Annotated in this window: 21 protein-coding genes; 10 read left to right on the forward strand and 11 right to left on the reverse strand. The window is 70.0% G+C overall.

Annotated elements, in window-relative coordinates:
- Positions 1–29: 29 nt before the first annotated feature.
- Both IEZ15_RS02325 and IEZ15_RS02330 read left to right on the forward strand, forming a co-directional pair.
- The gene (locus IEZ15_RS02325) at positions 30–584 is read left to right on the forward strand and encodes a peroxiredoxin (protein WP_031083404.1); all 555 of its coding nucleotides are present in this window, start codon (positions 30–32) and stop codon (positions 582–584) included.
- Positions 585–596: 12 nt separating this feature from the next.
- Entirely contained in the window at positions 597–1,130 is a 534-nt protein-coding gene (locus IEZ15_RS02330; RefSeq protein WP_072483998.1) for an alkyl hydroperoxide reductase, read from the forward strand.
- A 69-nt stretch (positions 1,131–1,199) separates the two neighbouring features.
- Here IEZ15_RS02330 and IEZ15_RS02335 read toward each other — a convergent pair whose 3' ends face one another.
- The 4 genes from IEZ15_RS02335 to IEZ15_RS02350 all read right to left on the reverse strand — a co-directional run bounded on the left by IEZ15_RS02335 (position 1,200) and on the right by IEZ15_RS02350 (position 6,448).
- Positions 1,200–2,618, reverse strand: coding sequence for an AI-2E family transporter (locus IEZ15_RS02335; protein ID WP_189273711.1), 1,419 nt, complete (start codon positions 2,616–2,618; stop codon positions 1,200–1,202).
- A gap of 136 nt (positions 2,619–2,754) precedes the next feature.
- Positions 2,755–3,468 carry an aggregation-promoting factor C-terminal-like domain-containing protein gene (locus IEZ15_RS02340; RefSeq protein ID WP_114246402.1) on the reverse strand — a complete coding sequence of 238 codons (714 nt, stop codon included), beginning with the start codon at positions 3,466–3,468 and terminating at the stop codon, positions 2,755–2,757.
- A 390-nt stretch (positions 3,469–3,858) separates the two neighbouring features.
- Positions 3,859–5,181, reverse strand: a complete 1,323-nt coding sequence (gene phoH2 / locus IEZ15_RS02345) for an RNA 5'-3' helicase PhoH2 (RefSeq protein WP_093896785.1) — start codon at positions 5,179–5,181, stop codon at positions 3,859–3,861.
- Between the two features lie 505 nt (positions 5,182–5,686).
- Complete coding sequence (locus IEZ15_RS02350) at positions 5,687–6,448, reverse strand: isoprenyl transferase (RefSeq protein WP_114249276.1); 762 nt, start codon at positions 6,446–6,448, stop codon at positions 5,687–5,689.
- 200 nt (positions 6,449–6,648) lie between these two features.
- On the opposite strand from IEZ15_RS02350, the gene mgrA reads away from it, so the two are divergent.
- Complete coding sequence (gene mgrA / locus IEZ15_RS02355; protein ID WP_114246401.1) at positions 6,649–7,689, forward strand: L-glyceraldehyde 3-phosphate reductase; 1,041 nt, start codon at positions 6,649–6,651, stop codon at positions 7,687–7,689.
- A gap of 224 nt (positions 7,690–7,913) precedes the next feature.
- Here the strand turns inward: mgrA and IEZ15_RS02360 are convergent, their stop codons facing one another.
- Positions 7,914–8,441 carry a hypothetical protein gene (locus IEZ15_RS02360; protein ID WP_114246400.1) on the reverse strand — a complete coding sequence of 176 codons (528 nt, stop codon included), beginning with the start codon at positions 8,439–8,441 and terminating at the stop codon, positions 7,914–7,916.
- 51 nt (positions 8,442–8,492) lie between these two features.
- Here IEZ15_RS02360 and IEZ15_RS02365 point away from each other — a divergent pair, with 51 nt between their 5' ends.
- Entirely contained in the window at positions 8,493–9,644 is a 1,152-nt protein-coding gene (locus IEZ15_RS02365) for a winged helix DNA-binding domain-containing protein (protein ID WP_189273713.1), read from the forward strand.
- Positions 9,645–9,743: 99 nt separating this feature from the next.
- On the opposite strand, the gene IEZ15_RS02370 is transcribed toward IEZ15_RS02365, so the two are convergent.
- From IEZ15_RS02370 to IEZ15_RS02380, 3 genes are all read right to left on the reverse strand, one after another.
- Complete coding sequence (locus tag IEZ15_RS02370; RefSeq protein ID WP_189273715.1) at positions 9,744–10,202, reverse strand: hypothetical protein; 459 nt, start codon at positions 10,200–10,202, stop codon at positions 9,744–9,746.
- 67 nt (positions 10,203–10,269) lie between these two features.
- Positions 10,270–11,073: a class I SAM-dependent methyltransferase gene (locus IEZ15_RS02375; protein WP_189273717.1), complete on the reverse strand. Its 804-nt coding sequence runs from the start codon at positions 11,071–11,073 to the stop codon at positions 10,270–10,272.
- A 74-nt stretch (positions 11,074–11,147) separates the two neighbouring features.
- Positions 11,148–11,957: a prepilin peptidase gene (locus IEZ15_RS02380; RefSeq protein ID WP_373302481.1), complete on the reverse strand. Its 810-nt coding sequence runs from the start codon at positions 11,955–11,957 to the stop codon at positions 11,148–11,150.
- Between the two features lie 103 nt (positions 11,958–12,060).
- Between IEZ15_RS02380 and IEZ15_RS02385 the strand changes: the two genes are divergently transcribed.
- Complete coding sequence (locus IEZ15_RS02385) at positions 12,061–12,444, forward strand: DUF192 domain-containing protein (protein ID WP_093896779.1); 384 nt, start codon at positions 12,061–12,063, stop codon at positions 12,442–12,444.
- 275 nt (positions 12,445–12,719) lie between these two features.
- Here IEZ15_RS02385 and IEZ15_RS02395 read toward each other — a convergent pair whose 3' ends face one another.
- Together IEZ15_RS02395 and IEZ15_RS02400 are read right to left on the reverse strand one after the other, a co-directional pair.
- A complete protein-coding gene (locus tag IEZ15_RS02395) occupies positions 12,720–13,955 on the reverse strand; it encodes a putative hexosyltransferase (protein ID WP_114246395.1) in 1,236 nt (411 codons plus the stop codon).
- Positions 13,956–14,016: 61 nt separating this feature from the next.
- Positions 14,017–14,601, reverse strand: a complete 585-nt coding sequence (locus IEZ15_RS02400; RefSeq protein WP_229845691.1) for a helix-turn-helix domain-containing protein — start codon at positions 14,599–14,601, stop codon at positions 14,017–14,019.
- 221 nt (positions 14,602–14,822) lie between these two features.
- On the opposite strand from IEZ15_RS02400, the gene IEZ15_RS02405 reads away from it, so the two are divergent.
- The 5 genes from IEZ15_RS02405 to IEZ15_RS02425 all read left to right on the forward strand — a co-directional run bounded on the left by IEZ15_RS02405 (position 14,823) and on the right by IEZ15_RS02425 (position 20,701).
- A complete protein-coding gene (locus IEZ15_RS02405; protein WP_229845692.1) occupies positions 14,823–15,971 on the forward strand; it encodes a zinc-binding dehydrogenase in 1,149 nt (382 codons plus the stop codon).
- Positions 15,968–17,398, forward strand: a complete 1,431-nt coding sequence (locus IEZ15_RS02410) for an APC family permease (RefSeq protein WP_114246393.1) — start codon at positions 15,968–15,970, stop codon at positions 17,396–17,398. The genes IEZ15_RS02405 and IEZ15_RS02410 overlap by 4 nt, the downstream gene beginning before the upstream one ends.
- A gap of 189 nt (positions 17,399–17,587) precedes the next feature.
- Positions 17,588–19,585, forward strand: a complete 1,998-nt coding sequence (locus IEZ15_RS02415) for a hypothetical protein (protein WP_189273721.1) — start codon at positions 17,588–17,590, stop codon at positions 19,583–19,585.
- Positions 19,586–19,646: 61 nt separating this feature from the next.
- Entirely contained in the window at positions 19,647–20,231 is a 585-nt protein-coding gene (locus IEZ15_RS02420; RefSeq protein WP_373302476.1) for a hypothetical protein, read from the forward strand.
- 20 nt (positions 20,232–20,251) lie between these two features.
- Entirely contained in the window at positions 20,252–20,701 is a 450-nt protein-coding gene (locus IEZ15_RS02425) for a DUF3592 domain-containing protein (protein WP_189273723.1), read from the forward strand.
- Between the two features lie 14 nt (positions 20,702–20,715).
- Here IEZ15_RS02425 and IEZ15_RS02430 read toward each other — a convergent pair whose 3' ends face one another.
- Positions 20,716–21,444, reverse strand: a complete 729-nt coding sequence (locus IEZ15_RS02430; protein WP_189273724.1) for a hypothetical protein — start codon at positions 21,442–21,444, stop codon at positions 20,716–20,718.
- Positions 21,445–21,498 lie beyond the last annotated feature (54 nt).

The following is a 21,498-nucleotide window of genomic DNA, read 5'->3' on the forward strand; positions in this document are numbered from 1 at the left end:
AGGGAATTCCTACGCTGCAAGGAGTGCGCGTGCTCACTGTCGGTGACAAGTTCCCCGAGTTCGACCTGACTGCTTGTGTCTCGCTGGAGAGCGGCAAGGAGTTCGAGCAGATCAACCACAAGACCTACGAGGGCAAGTGGAAGATCGTCTTTGCGTGGCCGAAGGACTTCACCTTCGTGTGCCCCACCGAGATCGCCGCCTTCGGCAAGCTGAACGACGAGTTCGCCGACCGTGACGCCCAGATCCTCGGCTTCTCCGGTGACTCCGAGTTCGTGCACCACGCCTGGCGCAAGGACCACCCGGACCTGACCGACCTGCCCTTCCCGATGATGGCCGACTCGAAGCACGAGCTCATGCGTGACCTCGGCATCGAGGGTGAGGACGGCTTCGCCCAGCGCGCCGTCTTCATCGTCGACCAGAACAACGAGATCCAGTTCACGATGGTGACCGCCGGTTCCGTGGGCCGTAACCCCAAGGAGGTCCTGCGGGTCCTGGACGCCCTGCAGACCGACGAGCTGTGCCCGTGCAACTGGACCAAGGGCGAGAACACCCTCGACCCGGTCGCGCTCCTCTCGGGCGAGTGAGCTGACAGCGACATGGCACTCGACGAACTGAAGGCCGCCGTTCCGGACTTCGCCAAGGACCTGAAGCTGAACCTCGGTTCGGTCATCGGGAACAGCGAACTCCCCCAGCAGCAGCTGTGGGGCACCGTCCTCGCCTGCGCGATCGCCTCGCGCTCGCCGAAGGTGCTGCGCGAGCTGGAGCCGGAGGCGAAGGCCAACCTCTCCGCGGAGGCGTACACCGCCGCGAAGTCGGCCGCCGCCATCATGGCGATGAACAACGTCTTCTACCGGACCCGGCACCTGCTGTCGGACCCCGAGTACGGGACGCTCCGTGCGGGCCTGCGGATGAACGTCATCGGCAAGCCCGGCGTGGAGAAGATCGACTTCGAACTGTGGTCGCTCGCCGTCTCCGCGATCAACGGCTGCGGCCAGTGTCTGGACTCCCACGAGCAGGTGCTGCGCAAGGCCGGCGTGGATCGTGAGACCATTCAGGAAGCCGTCAAGATTGCCTCGGTGATCCAGGCGGTCGGCGTGACCCTCGATGCCGAGGCCGTGCTCGCCGAGTAGGACCAGCAGTACCCTTTGTACGAGAAGGGCCCCGAGGACGACCGACCGTCCCCGGGGCCCTTCTTCTGTTCACCTGGTTTCCTTGCCGCCGCTGTCCTCGGGCTGCGATCCCGGTGCGGGCGTCGGGGCGACGTCGATCGCGGTCGCCCCACGCGGGGTCGGCGCGTGCCGCAGGGCTTCCTCCTGCCCGTACGACCGCAGATAGCCGACCACCGTATTGGTGACCGCGACCAGCGGCACCGCGACGACCGCTCCGCCGATGCCGGCGACCATGCCGCCCGCGGCGACCGAGAGGACGACGGCGAGCGGATGCACCCGTACCGCGCGTCCCAGGATGAACGGCTGCAGCACATGGCCCTCGATCTGCTGCACGGCGAGCACCACGAGCAGCACCATGAGCGCGGTGAACACGCCCTCGGTGACCAGCGCGACGACCACCGCGAGCGCTCCGGAGATCACCGCACCGACCAGCGGGATGAAGGCGAAGAGAAAGATGAAGACGGCGAGCGGCACCGCCATCGGCACCTTGAGGAACCAGATCCCGAGCCCGATGAAGATCGCGTCGATCAGCGCCACCAGGACCGTGCCCCGCACATAGGCGGTCAGGGTCCGCCAGGCGCGCGGCCCGGCGCCCGCGACACCCGGCCGGGCCTGTGCGGGCACCAGCTTCAGGACCCAGTGCCAGATGCGCTTCCCGTCGTACAGGAGGAAGAGCGTCGAGAACATGGCCAGCAGCATCCCGGTGAGGACCTCCACCATCACGGTGACGCCCTGCAGCCCGGCGGTGGTGATCTGTTCGGTGTTGGTGCCGATGGTGTCGCTGAGGTTCTTCGCGACGTCGTTGATCTGCTGTTCGGTGACATGGAAGGGGCTGTCGAGCAGCCAGTGCTTCAACTCGTCGATACCCGCCCGCACCTTGTCGGAGAGGGTGTCGAGGTTGTCCATGACCTGCCAGACCACGAACCAGCCGACCAGACCCATGATGACGAAGCCCAGGATCGCCGTGACCGCGGTGGCCAGTCCGCGCGGCAGACCGTACCGCCTCAGCCGGGCGACGGTCGGTTGCAGCATCGCGGTGACGAGCAGCGCGGCGACGAAAGCCAGAACCACCAGCTGTACGGCGCTGATGACCTTCATCAGCACATAGAGCGTGCCCGCCAGGACGAGCAGCCGCCAGGACGCCTCGGCCGCGACGCGCATGCCCCAGGGGATCGCCGCGACCGGATCGGGCCGGGCCGCCACGGAGGGGGCGTACGCGGGAGGCAGCGGCACACGGTCGGCCACGGCACCACGCCGGCCCGCCTCGGCCGGTACGGCTCCGACAGGCACGGCAGAGGGTGCGGCAGCGGTCTCCGGCGGCTCGATCGGCGTGGCCTCGCCCCCCTCGCCCTCGACCCCCTCGGCCTCGGCCCTGCGCTGTTCCAGCCGCTCGCCCAGTTCGGTCAGTTCGGCGCCCAGACGGCCGAGCCACCCCGGAAGCATCGACATGATCGTTCCCCTTCCCCCGTGCTCTCTCCCCACCGCTCCCCCGCCGAACCGGCCGGAACGACCGTACACGCGCGAAGCCCCTCACCGTAGGACGGCGAGGGGCTTCGAAAGGTTGGGACCGGAACCTCGGAAGGTTCTAGTACCAGTGGTTGGCCTGCCAGAACGACCAGGCGCCGCACGGGCTGCCGTACTTGGCGCCGTTCATGTAGCTGAGGCCCCACTTGATCTGGGTGGCCGGGTTGGTCTGCCAGTCGGCTCCGGCGCTCGCCATCTTCGAACCCGGCAGCGCCTGCACGAGGCCGTAGGCACCGGACGACGGGTTGCTCGCCCGGTAGTTCCAGCTCGACTCGACGTTCACGATGTTGCTGAAGCACTGGAACTGGTCGGCGGGAACGATCTGCCGCGCGATCGCCTTGATCTCGGCCACGGTGTACGAGCCCTGCTGGGCGAAGGAGGAGGCGCTGCGGACCGAGGAGCGGCTGGCGCGCTCCTCCGCTTCCTTTGCCTCCTTCGCCTTGCGCTCCTGCTCCAGCTTGTCGTCGGCCGCCGCCTTCTTCGACTTGGCGTCCTTGGCGGCCTGGATGCGGGCCGCTTCCTCCACGGACTTCTTCGCCGCCGCGTCGGCCGCAGACGCCTGCGCGTCGGCCTGCTGCGTCAGCGAGGCGGTCTGCACCTGGGCCTGCTGGCCCGCGGGGATGTCTGCGAGCAGCGTGGTGTCGGCTGCGGTCGCCTCGAAGTTGTTGTCGTCGACAGCGGGAGTGCTGCCCGAGGCAACGCCAACGACGGCGCCAACGGTGGTTACGGCAGTGGCGGATGCCACGGCGAACCCCCGGACCGAGATCCGGCTCACACGGTGTCCTTCCAGCATCGCCCGCTTAGGTGACCTCGCGGACGCAATCGTGCCCCTGACACTGGCCTCCCTACTGCTTGGGTCACGGGAGGCACGGGCCCGGTGGGCAACTCCCCTGGGGGAGTGCCGCGTGGTGCTCGCGGGCGGCATACGGACGGCGATTGTTGAGTTGTCTGGTGCGTGGCACCTCTGGAGGTGCGGGTGTGCCGTATGCGGGGCCTGACGGAAGCAAGACTTTGCCGGAACGGCACGCCGGTAGGCAATTCTCCGTTGCGTGTGAAAGCTCACACCTCGTTCGGAGCAAGTGTTTTTCGGAAATGCCGCCGCAACACGATGCCGCCCGGCTAAGCTGCTTTGCTCGCCGGGCGGCACCAACTGTCGTATCCCGTATCAGATCTGGCCTTCCTCCAGCATTTCGGTCACCAGCGCGGCGATCTGCGAACGCTCGGAGCGGCTGAGCGTGACATGCGCGAAGAGCGGATGGCCCTTCAGTTTCTCGACCACGGCCACGACTCCGTCGTACCGGCCGACCCTGAGGTTGTCCCGCTGGGCCACGTCATGCGTGAGCACCACCCGGGAATTCGCCCCGATCCGGGACAACACGGTCAGCAGTACGTTCCGTTCGAGGGACTGCGCCTCGTCGACGATCACGAAGGCGTCGTGGAGCGAGCGGCCCCGGATGTGGGTGAGCGGCAGGATCTCCAGCATGCCGCGCCCCAGCACCTCCTCGATCACCTCGCGTCCGGCGACCGCCGAGAGCGTGTCGAAGACGGCCTGCGCCCAGGGGCTCATCTTCTCGGCCTCGGTGCCGGGGAGATAGCCCAGTTCCTGCCCGCCGACCGCGTACAGCGGGCGGAAGACCATCACCTTCTGGTGCTGCCTGCGCTCCAGGACGGCTTCGAGACCGGCACAGAGCGCCAGCGCCGACTTGCCGGTACCGGCCCTGCCGCCCAGCGACACGATGCCGACGTCCTGGTCGAGGAGCAGGTCGAGCGCGATGCGCTGCTCGGCGCTGCGGCCGTGGATGCCGAAGACCTCCCGGTCGCCGCGCACCAGGCGCACATTTCCCTCGGCGGTGACCCGGCCGAGCGCCTTGCCGCGCTCGGACTGGAGGACCAGTCCGGTGTGCACGGGCAGTTCGGCGGCTTCGGGTACGTACAGCGTCTCCTCCCCGTAGAGCAGATCCACCTGCTCGGCGGCGAGGGGCAGTTCCGACATTCCCGTCCAGCCGGAATCGGTGATGGCGAGTTCGGCGCGGTACTCCTCGGCGAGGAGGCCGACCGAGGACGCCTTGATCCGCAACGGCAGGTCCTTGGAGACGACCGTGACGTCGTACCCCTCGGCCTGGAGGTTGCGCGCGACCGCGAGGATCCGTGAGTCGTTGTCCCCCAACCGGTAGCCGGCGGGCAGTACGCCGGGGTCGGAATGGTTGAGTTCGACGCGCAGCGTCCCGCCCAGATCCCCGAGCGGGATCGGGGCATCCAGCCGGCCGTACCGGGTCCGGAAGTCGTCCAGCAGGCGCAGGGCCTGCCGGGCGAAGTACCCCAGCTCCGGGTGGTGCCGTTTGGCCTCCAGTTCCGTGACCACGACGATCGGGAGCACGACTTCGTGCTCGTCGAACCGGGCCATGGCGTTCGGGTCGGCCAGCAGGACGCTGGTGTCGAGAACATAGGTGCGCCTGTCGGACATGCGGCGCTTTGTGCTGGTCACCACGGAAGGACGTACCCCCTCGGACGAGGTTGGGGTGCGACGGCGTCGCGGAGCATCCCAATGGGAGAGGACGGACCGGGCTGCGGCCCCGATGCACGGGCCGAGCGCCGGCCCTCCGCGTCGGCCGCACTGTATGTACGGTCCTTCGTGTGCAAGAGGCCTCCCGGGCGAGCGGACTCCATGCCGCTCACTTGGACACGACGTCCGCCTGGTTTGTGACCGGACATCGACCTGTCAGGGGTATTCCCTCGAACACGCGAAGCCATGCCGCCCCGGGGCGGGCGGTGAGCCGGGAGTGGTGGCCCGGGCCTTTGGGTTCGGACACACCACCCGAATGGCTCCGTCCTCGAACGCCGGACGGGCTGGAAAAGGCCGCGGGGGGCGCGGTACCACCACGGGATGACCGACGGCCGGCATCACTCGAGCCCGTCCGGCGATCGCGGACGGAACCGGTACCGCCGGGGACGTCGCCCTCTCCGGGGGACGGGAGCCCCGCAAACAGGCGGTGTCAGCCGCCGTAGCGGCGGTGGCGGGCTGCGTAGTCGCGCAGCGCTCGCAGGAAGTCGACGCGGCGGAAGGCCGGCCAGAAGACCTCGCAGAAGTAATACTCGGAGTGCGCGCTCTGCCAGAGCATGAAACCGGACAGCCGCTGCTCGCCGCTGGTGCGGATCACCAGGTCCGGGTCGGGCTGGCCCCGGGTGTAGAGGTGTTCGGAGATCAGGTCGGTGGAGACGATCTCCGCCAGGTCCTCGAAGGACGTCCCCTTGGCGGAGTGGTCCAGCAGCAGCGAGCGGACCGCGTCCGCGATCTCCTGACGCCCGCCGTAGCCGACGGCGACATTGACCAGTATCCCGTCGATGTCGGCCGTGTCCTGCTCGGCCTCCTTGAGCACGGTCTGGGTGTGGGCGGGCAGCAGATCGAGCGTGCCGACGTGGTGGACCCGCCAGCGCCCGTCCGCCGCGAGGTCGCGCACGGTGTTCTCGATGATGCCGAGGAGCGGCGTCAGCTCGGATTCGGGCCGGTCGAAGTTGTCCGTGGAGAGCAGCCAGAGTGTGACGACTTCCACATCGGTCTCGCTGCACCAGCCGAGCAGCTCCTGGATCTTGTCCGCACCGGCCTGGTGCCCCTGCGCGGCCGTGCCGCCGGACGCCTTCGCCCAGCGCCGGTTGCCGTCGAGGATGACACCGATGTGCTTGGGCACCTGGGTGTGGTCGAGGTGGGCCTCCACCCGGCGCGCGTAGAGCCCGTACACCAGGTCGCGCAAGTTCACTGAGTTCACCTCTCGGTTCCGTGCGGGCCCGCCCGCCCCATTGCCCGGGGTCCGGGGTCGTCCCCCTGGGGATCGCCGCACTGCTCCGCAGAGTCCATCGCCGCGCCGTGCCGTGGCAGTCCCCGAAGCCGCCACATTACTGCGCAGGCGGCGCACCGGCCCAACCCGGCCTGTCGCAAGTCCGTGATAAGGAGAGAAACGTGACTGATTCTCCTCTCTTCTACCGGGCCGCCGGTTCGCGCTATGACTCCATGGAATACCGCCGCACCGGCCGCAGCGGTCTCAAGCTCCCGGCCATTTCCCTCGGCCTCTGGCACAACTTCGGCGACGACCGCACGCTGGACTCCCAGCGGGCGATCCTGCGCCGCGCCTTCGATCTCGGGGTGACCCACTTCGATCTGGCCAACAACTACGGGCCGCCGCCCGGCTCCGCCGAGCTCAATTTCGGCAAGATGTTCCGGCAGGACTTCGTCCCGTACCGGGACGAGCTGATCATCTCCACCAAGGCCGGCTACGACATGCACCCCGGCCCGTACGGCGAGTGGGGCTCCCGCAAGTACCTGCTGTCGTCGCTCGACGCCTCGCTGAAGCGGATGGGGCTCGACTACGTCGACATCTTCTACTCCCACCGCTTCGACCCGGACACTCCGCTGGAGGAGACGATGGGGGCGCTGGCCTCCGCCGTACAGCAGGGCAAGGCGCTGTACGTGGGGGTGTCCTCGTACAACGCCGAGCAGTCCGCCGAGGCGGCCCGGCTGCTCAGGGAGATGGGTGTACCGGCACTGATCCACCAGCCGTCCTACTCGATGATCAACCGCTGGATCGAGGACGACGGGCTGCTCGACACCCTGGAGACGGCCGGCATGGGCTGCATCTCCTTCGTACCGCTCGCCCAGGGCCTGCTCACGAACAAGTATCTGACGGGCATCCCGGAGGGCTCGCGCGCCACCCAGGGCAAGTCCCTGGACCCGGGCCTGCTCTCCGACGAGGTGCTGCGCCGGCTGAACGGGCTGAACGACATCGCCCGGCGGCGCGGACAGTCACTCGCCCAGCTGGCGCTCAACTGGGTGCTGCGGGACAGCCGTATGACATCGGCGCTGATCGGCGCTTCGAGCGTGCGGCAGCTGGAGGAGAACGTCGCGGCGCTTGCCGGGGCGCCGCTGTCCGCCGAGGAGTTGAAGGAGATCGACACCTTCGCCGTGGACACCGCGGGCACCAACATCTGGGCCGGCCGGAGCTGACCGGGGGCGGTCTTCGCGGGGCCGATACGTAGTCGGCACACGGCCGCCACGTGGTCCGCACAGCGGGCCCACAAAAAACGGGCCGGTCCGTGGGGGGGATACGGACCGGCCCGAGGGGGGGTTTCCACCATAACCCTTCGTAAGTGATGCTGCGTGCCACGCCACTCCACAATTACTCTCCGAATTCGCCGGACTCCGGTGCGAGCACGGCATCCGGTGGGGTCTCAGTGGCCTCCGACCGGCTTCACGCAGCCGGTTCCTTCGAGGTAGCGGCCGTGGGCCTCTGCCTTGACGAGCCCGTTGACCATGCCGTCCAGGGCCCCCTCCACACAGATCGGGCCGAGGTCGATGATGAACGTGTTGCGGTGGGGGCCGAAGGTGCCGGTGGAGATGGTCTCGGGGCCGTATCCCAGACCGGCGAGTGCCTCGTGGAGCTGGGACTCGGTGGTCTTGCGGCCCTCCGCGATGCCGGCCAGGCCCGTCTCGACCTTCTTCACTTCGGCATCGCCCTTGGCCCGGTCGGCCGGGGACAGCTCGGCGGTGGACTGGAAGGCGTGGTTCTCCCGGTAGTGCGGCGCGCCGTCGCCGGCGTCCGGTTCGACGTAGGGGGAGGCGCCCACGGCCGGAGAGCTGTATCCCGCACCGGGTCCGGCGTCCCCGGCCCGCTCCGTGCCGCAGCCGGCGAGGGCGGGCGTCAGGAGGAGCACCGACGCGGTGGCGAGAGCCTTGGCTGTACGTCTCGCAGAGGTCATGGGCCGAGTATGGGACAGACCCTGACCTGATGGGCCGCTAGTTTCCGAATCATGACGACACGAACCGCGACCGTGACCTGGGCCGGGGCGAACGCGCGCCGGATGGAACGCCAGGGGCTCGCCGCTCCGGTGCACCTCGCCCCGGCCGATGTGGTCGGCGCGCTGCCGGCCGCGCACGCCCAGGTGCTGTCGGCCGCCGAGCTCTCCGTCGGGCTGCGGACAGCGGGCGCGACCCGTACCGATGTGCGCGAGGCGCTGTGGACCGAGCGCACCCTGGTCAAGACGCACGGGCCGCGCGGCACCGTCCATCTGCTGCCGATGACCGAACTGCCCATGTGGACCGGCGCGTTGTCCGCCGTACCGGCCGGACGCAATCCGCTCCCCGAGGGTGTCCGGATGACGCCGGAGCAGACCGAGGCCGTGCTCGCCGCGATCGCGGACGCGCTGACCGGGGCCGAGCTGACCGTCGACGAGCTCTCGGATGCGGTGGTGGATCGTGCCGGGGCATGGGCCGGGGACCGGGTGATGCCCGCGTTCCAGGACATGTGGCCGCGCTGGCGTCAGGTGATGCATCTCGCGGGTCACCGCGGTGCGCTGTGCTTCGCGCCCGGTCGCGGCCGCAAGGTCACCTACACCCGCCCGGACGCCGTCCCGCTCGACGGTCCAAAGGCGCTCGCCCGTCTCGTACGCCGCTATCTGTACGCGTACGGTCCGGCCACGCCCCAGCACTTCGCGAAGTGGCTCGCGGCGCCGCAGCGTTGGGCGGCGGAGCTGTTCACGGGGATGGCCGCGCGCGGAGAGATCGAGGAGGTGGCGTACGAGGGGGAGCCGGCCTGGCTGGTGGCGGGCGACACCGCTTTTCCGGTGGAGCCGGTGCGCGGGGTGCGGCTGCTCCCCTACTTCGACGCGTATCTCATCGCCTCCCAGCCGCGCAGGAAGCTCTTCCCCGGGGTGGCGTACACCCGTGCGCTGGCGGGTGGTCAGGCGGGAAACTTCCCGGTGCTGCTGATCGACGGGACCGTGGCCGGGGTGTGGCACCAGCGCCGGTCGGGCCGCAGGATCGCGGTGACGGTGGAACCGCTGTCACCGCTCACGGCCGGGCAGCTGCGGGGGCTGGAGGAGCAGGTGGCGCGGGTCGGCGAAGTGCTTGAGGGCAGGCCGGAACTGACGGTGGGGAAGGTGACGGTGGGGCCGCACGCGTAGCGCCTGCCGGCGCGTCCGGTGCTGCGACAGCTTTGGTTCACCGGACCCGTCCGGTCGCCGTTCTGTCCTCGATCACCGGGCGGGCCGGGAATCAGCACATCAGCCCCTCGCCGGTGCGCCCCGGTGGCCGCGGGTGAAGCGGATCGACACGGTGTCACCGCCGATGACCACGAAACGTCCGCCCTCGCACCGGATGACGGCCTCGTGCACCTCGCCCTTCTCGTCCCTGCGCTCCTCGGTGCGGGTGACGGTCCAGCCGCCGTCGGGCGGCTGCGGCAGGCTCGACACGGCGGCGAACTCCCACTGTCCCGACGGTACGCACCAGTCGGGCAGCCTCGGCCAGGCACCGGGGCCGACATGCAGGGTCCAGTCCAAGGCGCAGGTCAGGAGCACCGACTGGCCGTCGGCCAGCAGGAATTCGACGGCTTCCGGCTCCCCCATCCGCCCCTCCGGCCGGTAGAAGACGCCGAGCACTCCGACGATCCGTGCACCTCTGAGCCAGTCGGCCTTCCCCTGCCGCGGGACACGCGGCGCTTCCCCTTCGTTCCCCACCCTCATGGCCGGTTCCCTCCCGTGCGCTCACCGTCCAGGGTCGCATCCTCCGGGCGAAAGCAGGGGGCACCGCCTACTCCGGTTTACGGGCCTCGGTCTTGCGGGCCTCGATCAGGAATCGGGTGGTGTGGGCCACGAACGGCCCCTCGGTCTCGATCCGGTGGTGCAGCGCGGCCAGTTTCGGCCGGTACTCCTCGACGGTGAAGCCGGGCACCATCCAGATCACTTTCCGCAGGAAGTAGACGACGGCGCCGATGTCGAAGAATTCGGTACGCAGCTTCTCCATCCGCAGATCGACGACTTCGAGGCCGGCCGCCTCGGCTTCGGCCCGTGCCTTCTCCGGGTCGCGGGCGCCGCGTGTCCCGGGCGGCTGCGGGCCGAGGAAGTACTCGACGAGTTCGAAGACGCTGGCCGGCCCGACCTGCTGCGAGAAGTACGTGCCCCCGGGGGTCAGCACCCGTGCGATCTCCGCCCACCAGGTGGTCACCGGATGCCGGCTGACCACCAGGTCGAAGGCGTTGTCGCCGAACGGCAGCGGCGGCTCGTCCGCATCGGCGACCACGGCCGCACCGAGCGGGTGCAGGAGTGCGGTGGCGCGGGCGATGTTCGGTGGCCAGGACTCGGTGGCGACGGTGAGCGGCGGCAGCTTCGGCACGGAGGCGAGGACCTCGCCGCCGCCGGTCTGGATGTCCAGCGCGGCCCTGGCCCGTCCCATCCGGTCCGCCATGGCGCGGGCGTAGCCCCAGGAGGGGCGCTGTTCGGTGGCCCGGCCGTCGAGCCAGGAGAAGTCCCAGCCGTCGACACAGACGGCGGCGGCCTCGGCGACGAGGGCGTCGAACCGTGCGTGTTCCGCTGCTTGTGCGGGTGTTGTGGCCATACGGGAATGGTGTCAGCCGGGCGCTGATCCGCGCGACCTCAATACGACGGGGCGGACCGCAGGCCGAGCAGCGGTCAGGCGGCCAGTCCGCCGAGCAGGATGCCCAGCAGCGCGCCCGTGATCATGAAAGGCCCGAACGGGATGCCGGTCTTGCGCCCGGCCCGCTTCAGGACCATCAGCCCGAACCCGTACACCGCGCCGAGCAGGAACCCGGCGAAGCCACCGGCGAACACCACGGCCCAGCCGTACCAGCCGAGGGCCACACCCAGCGACAGGGCGAGCTTGACGTCTCCGAAGCCCATTCCGTTCGGGTTGATGAGGAAGAGCAGGAAGTAGAAGGCGCCGAGGGCCGCACCGCCGAGCAGGGCGGACAGCCAGGATCCGCCGTGCTCCGGGAGCAGCGCCGCAACGCCCAGAAGTACGACGACCGCCCCCGCGGCGGGCAGGGTCAGCCGGTCGGGCAGGCGGTGGACGCGGCGGTCGATGGTCGCGAGGAGCACGCCGACAGGGGCCAGCAGCAGCCAGACGGCGAGCTCGGGCCGGAGTCCGGTGGCCGCTGCGAGCGCGGCGCAGGCGAGCGCGGTGACGACGGGGACGAGGGCACCGGGGGCGTAGCGGGCCGCGGGCCGCGCGGTGTCTTCCCCACCGCTCCGGTCTCCCGGCTCGGCGCCCGGAGCGGCGGGGACCGGCACCGCCGCCGCGCACATGGCGCACCGGGTGGAGCCGAGCCAGCCGCGGGCGGCACCGGTCAGGGCGTGGCCCGCGGGGCAGGTGTCCCGCCAGGCGTCCTCCGGTTCGACGGAGAACCGGTAGGCGGCGCGCGGGACCAGCAGTCCGGTCGCTGCGCCCCAGAGTGCGGCGAGCACTGTCAGCATGACGTACACGGAGCAGACCCTAGGCGGGTGCCGGGCACGGGTCATGGGTCCTGGGGCCCACTGCGCACCGTTGTGGACCCAGCGGCCGTCACCGGACGCTACCGTCTTGGCCATGGCTCAATGGCGCAATGGGAATGGGACGTTGACGGTCACCGATCCACAGGGAGGGCAGGAGCCGGAGATACCGCTGCGGATCGCGGCCACGTACCGGACCAGGAGCCGCGGGCTGCTCGGGCAGGACGGGATCGACGGCGCCCTGCTGATCACCCCGTGCGGGAGTGTGCACACCTTCCGGATGCGGTTCACCATCGATGTGGCGTACCTGGACCGGAAGTTCAACGTGGTCGCCGTGCACACGATGAAGCCGGGCCGGCTCGGGATGCCGCGACTGCGGGCCCGTCATGTGATCGAGTCGGAGGCCGGAGCGATGGAGAAGTGGGGACTGCGGCCGGGGGCACGGGTGCGGATCGTCCAGACGCAGGAGGGCCGGGGCTGAGGCGTGGGCGGACGGGCTGCCCCGACGTACCGGGCAGCCGGGCCGCTCTCGCGCGCAACCTCCTGGTCGTCGTCCGGCTCCGCGGCCTGAACGCCATCGGCCCGTTCGAGATGCTGCCGGCGGAACGCTTCCCGATGCCGGAGGTCAAGGACCGCACGGTGGCGCCGCATTCGCCCAAGCGCATGGGCCGGCTCCTGGACACCCAGGGGCGCGCGACCCGCCGTGTCCCCTTCGACCTGCCCCGGCCCTGACCGGGCTCACGCTCCGGCTCGCGCTCACGGCGGGCCGGAGCCGAGCAGCGTCCACGCCCCGTAGGCCGCCGAAGCCACCGCGAGCACGGCGACGACCGTCACCGTGCGGGCCGTGGTGCGCAGCCGCAGCAGCGCCACGGCAGGCGGGAGGAGCAGCGGGAACGCGGGCATCATCAGCCGCGGCCTGGACCCGAAGTACCCGGAGCCGATCAGCGCGATGACGACGACGGCGATGCAGTAGGCGAGTACGGGGAGCGGCTGGCGCTGCCGTACGCACAGGAACACCACCCATCCCAGGCCCACCAGCGCCGCGCACAGCCCGAGCGCGCCGGGCAGCGGCAGCCCGAGGATGAACGAGGCGAGCGCCACGCCTCCGTCGATGCTGTTGCCCCACTGTGCCTGGACGTCGAAGTACGCGAAGGGGCTGCCCTCCCGTACGGCGACGAACACCACGTACGCGAGCCAGCCCAGCGGCGCGAGTGCGGTACCCGTCAGCATCCGTGCGTTGCGGCGGACGATGCCGTCCGCCCGGCCGGCCCGGCACTCCCGCACGAGCGTGACCGCGGCGGTGATCGCGAGGGCGGCGATGAGCGCGGCCGCGGAGGGCCTGGTCAGCCCGGCGAGTACGCACAGGGCGCCCGCGACGATCCAGCGCCGGGTCAGTACGGCGTAGAGCGCCCAGGCGGCGAACGCGGTGAACAGTGTTTCGGTGTACGCCATCGACTGGACGAACGCCGTCGGGTACACGCCCCACAACGCGGCCAGCACCACCCCTGCCCGACGCCCGTACAGATGCGCCCCGACGGCGTAGATCCCCCAGGCGGCGAAGAGCGCGGCGACCCAGGCGACCAGTAGTCCGGCGCCCGCGAGGGAGAGCGGGGTCAGCTCGGCGATACCGCGTTCCAGGGCGGGCAGCAGGGGGAAGAAGGCCAGGTCGGAGTGGACGCCGCCGTTCGGGAGGGTGACGGTGTAGCCGTAGCCGTTCTCGGCGATCCGCTGGTACCACACGGAGTCCCAGCGCTCGCCGAGGAGGTGGAGGGCGCTCTTGTCGGCGCCTGACGCGGCGGCGGCGAGGACGACGAGACCGATCAGACGCACGGCCGCGTACGCCCCGAGCGCCGGTGCCGCCGCCGCGAGGGCCGTGGCGAGGCGACCACGGACGGGGGGATGCGGCGGTTGCGGCTGCGTTCGGCGGCTGCGTCGGCGCACGAGCTGCTGTCCGGGGGCGGTGGCCTGAGCGGCCGGATCGTCGTCGGGCATGCTGCCGATTATCTCCGCAGCGGGTGGCCCCGCCCGCCACGGGCCGGGCAGCGGCGACCGGCTACGGGCGGAGCTTGGTGCGGGAGAGCGGCAGGGCGGGGGCGATCGACCAGAGGACCTCGGCCTCGTCCTCGCCCGGGTTGTCCCAGGCGTGTGCGGCGCGGGCCGAGAAGGTCGTCGAGTCACCGGCCTCCAGGAACCTGGGCTCGCCGTCCACGCTGAGGCGCAGCGTGCCGCGGACCAGGTAGGCGAAGACGGTCTCGGCCTCCAGGCTGTACGCGCCGCCCGAGCCGCCGCCGGGCCGCAGGATCGTCCGCATGACCTGGACGTGACGTTCCTCGGCGGGCGTGAGCAGGAACTCCTCGATGCCGTGCCCGCCCATCTCCAGCTTGGCGCCCAGGCCGCCCTTCACGACGTCCTGGTCCGGATAGTCGAAGAGTGCGGCGATGCCGGTGCCCAGTGCCTCGCAGATACGGATCAGCGTCGGGACGGAGACCGAGGTCTTGCCGCGCTCGGCGAGGCTGACGAACCCCTTGGTCACGCCTGCGGATTCGGCGACCTGAGCAAGCGTCAGCCCCTGTGCCAGGCGGAGCTCACGCAGCCGCGGACCGATCGTGGACATGTGGCTGTCAGGGGCTTCGGGCATGGCGGACACGCTACCTGTCGAGGAAGTCACGGGGAGTGGCCGGGGAGAAATGCAGGTCACAAGGGTCTTTACCCATCGAGTTTAGTGCTGTAAAACATTGACGAAAGTTTAATGGCGCTAAACAAGGCGCCGGGCGAGGCACCGGACAAGGCCTCCTGGTGAGCTGCCGTGCCGCCCCTCCCCCCTCCCTGCCCGTCCCGCACCACCCGAGGAGTAAGCCGATGAGCTCCCCGTCCTACCGAGCGAGCACCGCACGCACCGTGCGCGGCGTCGTCTTCCGCTCCCCTGGGCAGGAGGTGACCGTCACCGACGTCACTCTGGCCCCGCCCGGCCCCGGAGAGGTCGAGGTCGCCGTCGCGGCGGCCGGTGTCTGCCACTCCGACCTGCATGTCATCCGCGGCGAGTGGGACCACCCCACCCCGGTCGTGATGGGACACGAGGGCTCGGGCGTGGTCACCGCGCTCGGCGAGGGCGTCACCGGTCTCGTACCCGGCGACCATGTCGTCCTGTCCTGGGTCCCGTCCTGCGGCACCTGCCGCTTCTGCGTCTCCGGGCGCCCGGCCGCGTGCAGCCTGGTCGCCGAGGTCGTGGCGCCCGGCGGGGTGCTGTACGACGGCACCAGCCGGCTCTCGGTCGACGGCGAGCGGGCCCACCACTACCTGGGCGTCTCCTCGTTCGCCGAGCGCGTCGTGGTCCCCGCCTCCGGCGCCGTCAAGGTGCGCAGGGACGCACCCCTCGATGTGATCGCCCTGGTCGGCTGCGCCATCGCCACCGGTGTCGGCGCGGTCCGCAACACCGCGGGCGTCGAGGCCGGGGCCACCGTCGCCGTCATCGGCTGCGGCGGCGTGGGCCTGTCCTGTGTGCAGGGCGCCCGGCTGGCGAAGGCCGGCCGCATCGTCGCCGTCGACGTCGTCCCCGAGAAGCTGGAGCTGGCCCGCCGGCTCGGTGCGACGGACGCGGTCGACGCGCGTGACGGCGATGTCGTCGAGGCGCTGCGGGCCCTGGTCCCGGAGGGCCTCGACTACGTGTTCGACGCCATCGGCAAGATCGAGACCACTGAGCAGTCCATCGCGGCGCTCGGCCAGGGCGGTGCCGCCGTCATCGTCGGTCTGCCGCCGACCGGCCGCACCGCACGCTTCGACCCGCTCGCGCTCGCCGAGGCCGACCAGCGCATTCTCGGCTCGAACTACGGCTCGGTCGACGCCGCTCGCGACATCCCGGATCTGGTGGACCTCGTGGTGTCGGGTGAACTCGACGTGGAATCGATGATCTCGGCACGGCGCCCGCTGGACGAGGCGGCCGACGCACTGGCCGACCTCGCCGCCGGGCACGCCCTGCGTCAGCTGCTGATGATGGAGGACCGGACATGAGCACCGCCGGAAAGCAGGCCGCGCCCAAAAAACCTGCCGACGGGCTGGCCCACCGCTCCGTCTCCACGTTCGAGGTCGGCGCGCAGAGCGTCGCGAATGTCGCGCCCAGCGCCGTCATCGCGTTCGCCCCCGCCAGCATGGCGGCGTCCGCGGGCAACGGCGCCTGGTTCTCGTTCTTCCTGGCCATGGCCGCCGTCCTCGCCATCGCCTACTGCATCTGTGTCTTCGCCCGCAGGCGCGCCGGGGTCGGTTCGCTGTACGCCTTCTCCCGGCTCTCGCTCGGGGCGCCCGGCTCCTTCGTGACCGGCTGGGCCCTGCTCATCGGCGCGGTGTGCATCGGCTCGGGTTCGCTCGCGGGCGCCGGTTACTACACGGCGCGCGCCCTCGACCAGATCGGCATCGGGCTCTTCACCGGGATCCCCGGCCAGATCCTGCTCGATGTGCTGCTGGCCGCCGTCGCGATCCGGCTGACGATCGCCAGTGTGCGGACGGCGGCACGCGTCGCCTCCGTACTGGAGGTCGTGTCGATCGTCCTCATCGTCGTCGTGCTGGTCCCCGCCTTCTTCAAGAGCGGGAACATCATCGACACCGAGCAGCTGAGCCTGAGCGGTTCCACCTTCGACGGTGTCGTCTTCGCCGTGGTGCTGGGTGTGCTCGGCTTCGTCGGTTTCGAGGGGGCCGCATCGCTCGGGGCCGAGGCCACCGACCCGTACAGGGCGATCCCCCGCTCGGTGATGGGCAGTGCGGTGCTGGCCGGGGTGCTCTACATGTTCGCCACGTACGCGCAGGTTGCCGGGTTCGGTGGGGCGGACGCCCTGGCGAGGAGTTCCGACCCGATGGACGAGCTGGCGGAGCTGTCGGGTCTCGGCTTCCTGAAGTTCTTCCTGCACGCGGGCTTCGCGGCCTCGTTCGTGGCCGTGGTGATGGCCTGCATCACCGTCGCCGCCCGCCTGCTGTTCGGGATGGCGAAGGAAGGTGTGATGCCCGCCCGGCTCGGTGTCGCCCACCCCCGCCACCGGACCCCGTCCGTGGCGATCTGGGCCGTCGCCCCGTTCGTGGCCCTGCCCGCGGTGTTCGTGGTCGGCGCCGGGACCGAGCCGCTGAACGCGACGTCGTACATCGACACGATCGGCGTCTTCGGCTACATGCTCAGCTACACCCTGGTGTGTCTGGCCGCGCCGTTGTTCGTGCGCCGGATCGGGGCCCGCGGTCTGCTCGTCACGTGGGGCCTGGGACTGATCGGCGCCGCCGCGATGATCTACGTCTTCTACCGCAACCTGTGGCCCGTCCCGGCCTGGCCGCTGAACGTGCTGCCGTATGTGTTCGTGGGCGCGCTGGTCGTCGGTGTCGTCGGCTTCGCCGTGCTGCGGGTGCGGAAGCCGGAAGTCGCCGAACGCGCGGGAACGTTCGCGGACGATCTGGACTGATCCCGGACCGCCTCTCCCCGATGCCCGGCCCCCCGCACCCCGCGGGCGGCGCCGGGCATCGCTCGTTGGGCCCGACTTTGGGGCCAAGGGCCCAGGTCACCCGGCCTGTAGACCCGTACGCTCACGCCCACACCCGAATGCAGAACTGCGGGCACAGGCATGGCAAGTGAGCGTCGGAGAGGAAGAACCGTGACTGGTGGCGGGGGCTGGGGAAGCGGAAGCGCGGGCCACATACCACCGGGGGGCGGGGGTGGTGGTTCCGGCGCGAGCGGGGGCGCTTTCTTCGCACTGACCCGTAGTTGGGCCGCCGGTGCCCTGGTCTACATCGCCGCCGGATATCTGGTGTCGCGCGGACTCGTCGAGATGCTCGCCACCGACGAACGGCTCACGTCCTTCGGCTGGCGCCTCGCCCTGCTGCACGTACCGAACGTCATCACGACCGTGCTCACGGTCCTGGCATCGGCCCGCGTCCTGCCCGACGAACAGCGCGAGTCCCGCCTTCTGACACTGCTCGCCTCTCTGGGTGTTCCGCTGGCCGCGCTCGCCTACGGATTCGCCGTGTCCTGGCATCTCGTGGGCTTCGAGGGCACGTTGATGCCGCTCGTCTCGCTCGTGACCGGTTCGGCCGTGGGGCTGGCCGTCGACCGGCTGCTGGACGACCGCGAGGAACAGGCACCCGCGCCGTACCACCCGTACTCCTGGCGGGACGGCGGAGCCACCGCGATGGAGTACCTCGGGGTGATCGTCCTCGTCGTCACGATGATCGGCGCGATGGCGATGGCGGGTGTCGGCGGGCAGATCGGGGAACGCATCCGCTGTGCGATCAATTCGATGGGCGGCGGCGGTGCCGGCTGCTCCACCGGCGGCGGGGACACCACCGCGAAGCCGAAGACGGACGCCGACTACGAGCCCAAGATGTGCCAGGTCTCCAGCATCTCCGACACCGTCGGCGACAAGGTCAAGATCGGCTGGTTCGAGTGGGGCAACGAGTACGGCTTCCAGCAGAAGGTCAGCCAGGCCAAGACGGACGTGAACGAGGACGGCAAGGTCGATGAGAACGACAAGCTGGTCTACATGACGTTCACGGACGCCGCCTCGGCGGGCGCCACCGCCAGCACCCCCGGCGTCAAGCTCGGCAAACTGGGCAAGGCCGATGTGGACGTCGGCGGCGGCATCAAGATCACCAACGGTGACACCTGGGTCTTCAAGAGCGAGGAGGACGCCAAGAAGATGCGGGACGACATCGAGGAAATGAAGATGTGGGAGACCTCCACCAAGTACAGCGGCGGCTACGGCGGCGGCTGGTACTCCGGGATGAAGTGGGCCGACAAGAAGAAGGACGTCGAGAGCAAGATCGGTGACAAGAAGATCTCGTACTCGACCGTCGGCCTCAATGTGTACGCGGACGGCGGCCTCTCCATCAGCGCGGGCGACGAGACCAAACTCGGTGCCAAGCTCGGCGGCAAGGCCAAGTTCTCCCCCGAGGTGACCATCACCAAGGACGACGTCAACGGCAACGAGTCGTACACGTACACCGCCAAGCTCGAACTGGAGGGCAAGGTCGGCGGTTCGGCCGGTCCGCTCGGCGGCACGGCCGCCGCGAAGGACAGCCGGACCGGGGCGATCACCGTCACCCGCGACCAGAAGACCGGCAAGATCGTCCGCATCGACATGACCCAGACCGTCGAGGGCGGCTCCACGTCCGACAAGGGCGACATCAGCGGCGACAACGGCAAGAAGGACGGCGACAAGCGCGGCGGCAAGGTCAGCGGCACCGACTCCTCCGGCGAGACCGGCATCGAGGTCCTGACGAACTCGATCGTCTTCGGCAAGGACACCGACAAGGCCACCGAGGACAAGCGGGCCGTCGCCGAGCAGTGGCTGGACGGCTCCGGCAACAACACCGCCCCGTTCGAGTACATGTTCGGCGACCACTCCATGCAGCAGAAGCCCTCCGGAACCGACCCGTTCGACCAGCTGATGTTCCAGGACGGCCTGTCGAGCACCATGAAGTACCACGGTGAGACGGACGCCCAGGAGTTCGGCTTCGAGGTCTCGCTCGGCATGAGTCTCGGATTCTCCATCTCGGACGAGCACAAGAAGGAGACACTGACCGACGCGCAGTTCCTCGGGGCTCCGCAGGGCGACAAGCGCTCGTACCTTCCGTACAGCTACTGCGCGAAGTAGTTCGTACATCAAGTACGGCTACGGTACGCAGCAACCACGCACGACGACGAGGCGATAGGCGATGACGACGACGATGAAGATGTCCCGGGCAATCGGCGCAGCTGCTGCCGCCGCCATCGGCCTCGCCCTGCTCACCGGCTGCGGCGCCGACGCCGCCGCGGTCCCGGAGGGCTGGGGCAAGCTCGACACCAAGAGCCTCTCCGTCGGCTACCCCGAGAACAAGGGCTACAAGGAGCAGCCCGCCTCCGACCGCGCCAAGGCCAACGCCGCCGTCGCGCTGAAGGAGGAGGGCGGGCTGCGCACCGGCATGGTCTCCGTGCAGCTCGACTTCGCCACGGGCGTGGACGACGCCGGTGAGGCGGCGGCTGCGGCGGGTGCCGGTATCGGTCTCGGGGCGACCCGCAAGGAGACCTCGGACGTGCGACTGGCGGGTGCGGAGAGCGCCCGCGAGGCGCGCAGGATCGACTACGAGTTCACGTCCAGTGGCAAGGAGCAGACCCCGGCGCCGGGCACCGAGATGACGGGCGTCGTGGTGGCGGGCGTCGATTCGAAGGACGTGCCGTTCGCGGTCCGGATCAATGCGGTGAAGGGCTCGCTGAGCCGGCAGGACCTCGACGCCTTCGTCGAGTCGATCACCGTCAAGTAGCGGATCAGGGGCGCTCGTTCATGCAGATCCTGCCCGGCGGCACGGCCACGTTCGTGCTTCTGTCCGGCCTGTTCCTCGGCGCGTTCGCCGTCCGCTCGGCGCTGCGTCTGCATCGGGTGCTGCGGCTGGTCCGGCACGGCGAACACGCCGAGGGCCGGTGCGCGGACCGCCGGACGGTCGACCGGGGGCCGGGCATGGACCGGAGTTACGTCACCGAGTACGTCTTCGCGTTCCGTACCCGCGACGGCCGCGACATCGAATTCACCGACCATGCCCCGGGGCCGTTCGGCTTCGAGGTCGGGGCGCCGGTGCGGGTCAGCTACGACCCGGCGGCCCCGTCGAAGCACGCCACGGTGGCGGGCCCGGGGGCGTGGGGGCCGGTGGTGATGCCCGCGGTGTTCGCGGTCGTGCTGGGGGTGTTCGCCGTGGGGCTGCTGGTCGGGTTCGCGGCGATGCGGGGGTGGCTCTGACGGGCGTGCCGGCGTCAGAACCTGTCCCGGTCGTACGGCTCCGGGATCGGCTCCAGTGCCCCGGCCGCCCGCAGTTCCCTGTTGGCCTCGACGATCGCCTCGACGCTCGGCGCGGCCGTACCGCCCCGGGTGAGGTCGATGACCAGGCCGCCCGCCGCGGTACGGGTGTACGTGCCGTCGAGCCCTTCGGGTGCCGACGCGGCCCGCCCGGCGGAGAGATAGACCGCCCGGCCGCAGCGAGGATGGGAATTCTCGAGGTCGAACTCATCGGACACGGCCCGGTACTCGGACTTGTTGTACACCTGGCCGGCGTCGATGTCCCAGGCCTCGGCAATGACGCGAAGCATCTCGGGGGTGCGCCGGATCACCTCTGCCGATTCCTCCACCTCGCGGGAGCGGAAGGTGACCGCGAGGGAGTTCGTGACCCACTGGGAAGTGCCACCTGCGTGAACGGCCACGGTCACACGCGGCATCCCCGGGTTCTGCGCCCAGAGTGAGGACGTCATTCCGATCACGCCGATGTCCGGTGCCACGTTCTTCCGCTCGATGTAGGCGGTCAGAGTATCGACCGAAGGTTCCAGAACGGGGTCCGAAGCAACCCCGTCCTCCGCCTCGTGCCACCCGTCGAACGTCGGACCGTCAATACCCTTGAGTCCGTTCAAAGTAGTGAGCCAGCGTCCGGCAATCGCTGATGTGCTCTCTTCGCGGACGCCCCACAGGCCGTTGGCCACGACGTACAACACGGCTTTCCCTTCAGCCTTGCTTCCCGTTCCGCTTGCCCGGTCCTCGGCCGCCCG

The sequence above is a fragment of the Streptomyces atratus genome (genome assembly GCF_014648655.1).
In the GTDB taxonomy this organism is placed as follows: Bacteria; Actinomycetota; Actinomycetes; order Streptomycetales; family Streptomycetaceae; genus Streptomyces; species Streptomyces atratus.

Bases quoted from the DNA above. Each gene is read 5' to 3' on its own strand.
- IEZ15_RS02410 (WP_114246393.1), top strand. From the start codon at position 15,968: ATGAGCACCGCCGGAAAGCAGGCCGCGCCCAAAAAACCTGCCGACGGG.
- IEZ15_RS02400 (WP_229845691.1), bottom strand. From the start codon at position 14,601: ATGCCCGAAGCCCCTGACAGCCACATGTCCACGATCGGTCCGCGGCTG.
- IEZ15_RS02330 (WP_072483998.1), top strand. From the start codon at position 597: ATGGCACTCGACGAACTGAAGGCCGCCGTTCCGGACTTCGCCAAGGAC.
- IEZ15_RS02385 (WP_093896779.1), top strand. From the start codon at position 12,061: ATGGCTCAATGGCGCAATGGGAATGGGACGTTGACGGTCACCGATCCA.
- IEZ15_RS02365 (WP_189273713.1), top strand. From the start codon at position 8,493: ATGACGACACGAACCGCGACCGTGACCTGGGCCGGGGCGAACGCGCGC.
- IEZ15_RS02405 (WP_229845692.1), top strand. From the start codon at position 14,823: ATGAGCTCCCCGTCCTACCGAGCGAGCACCGCACGCACCGTGCGCGGC.
- IEZ15_RS02425 (WP_189273723.1), top strand. From the start codon at position 20,252: ATGCAGATCCTGCCCGGCGGCACGGCCACGTTCGTGCTTCTGTCCGGC.
- IEZ15_RS02370 (WP_189273715.1), bottom strand. From the start codon at position 10,202: ATGAGGGTGGGGAACGAAGGGGAAGCGCCGCGTGTCCCGCGGCAGGGG.
- IEZ15_RS02420 (WP_373302476.1), top strand. From the start codon at position 19,647: ATGACGACGACGATGAAGATGTCCCGGGCAATCGGCGCAGCTGCTGCC.
- IEZ15_RS02335 (WP_189273711.1), bottom strand. From the start codon at position 2,618: ATGTCGATGCTTCCGGGGTGGCTCGGCCGTCTGGGCGCCGAACTGACC.
- IEZ15_RS02375 (WP_189273717.1), bottom strand. From the start codon at position 11,073: ATGGCCACAACACCCGCACAAGCAGCGGAACACGCACGGTTCGACGCC.
- IEZ15_RS02360 (WP_114246400.1), bottom strand. From the start codon at position 8,441: ATGACCTCTGCGAGACGTACAGCCAAGGCTCTCGCCACCGCGTCGGTG.
- IEZ15_RS02395 (WP_114246395.1), bottom strand. From the start codon at position 13,955: ATGCCCGACGACGATCCGGCCGCTCAGGCCACCGCCCCCGGACAGCAG.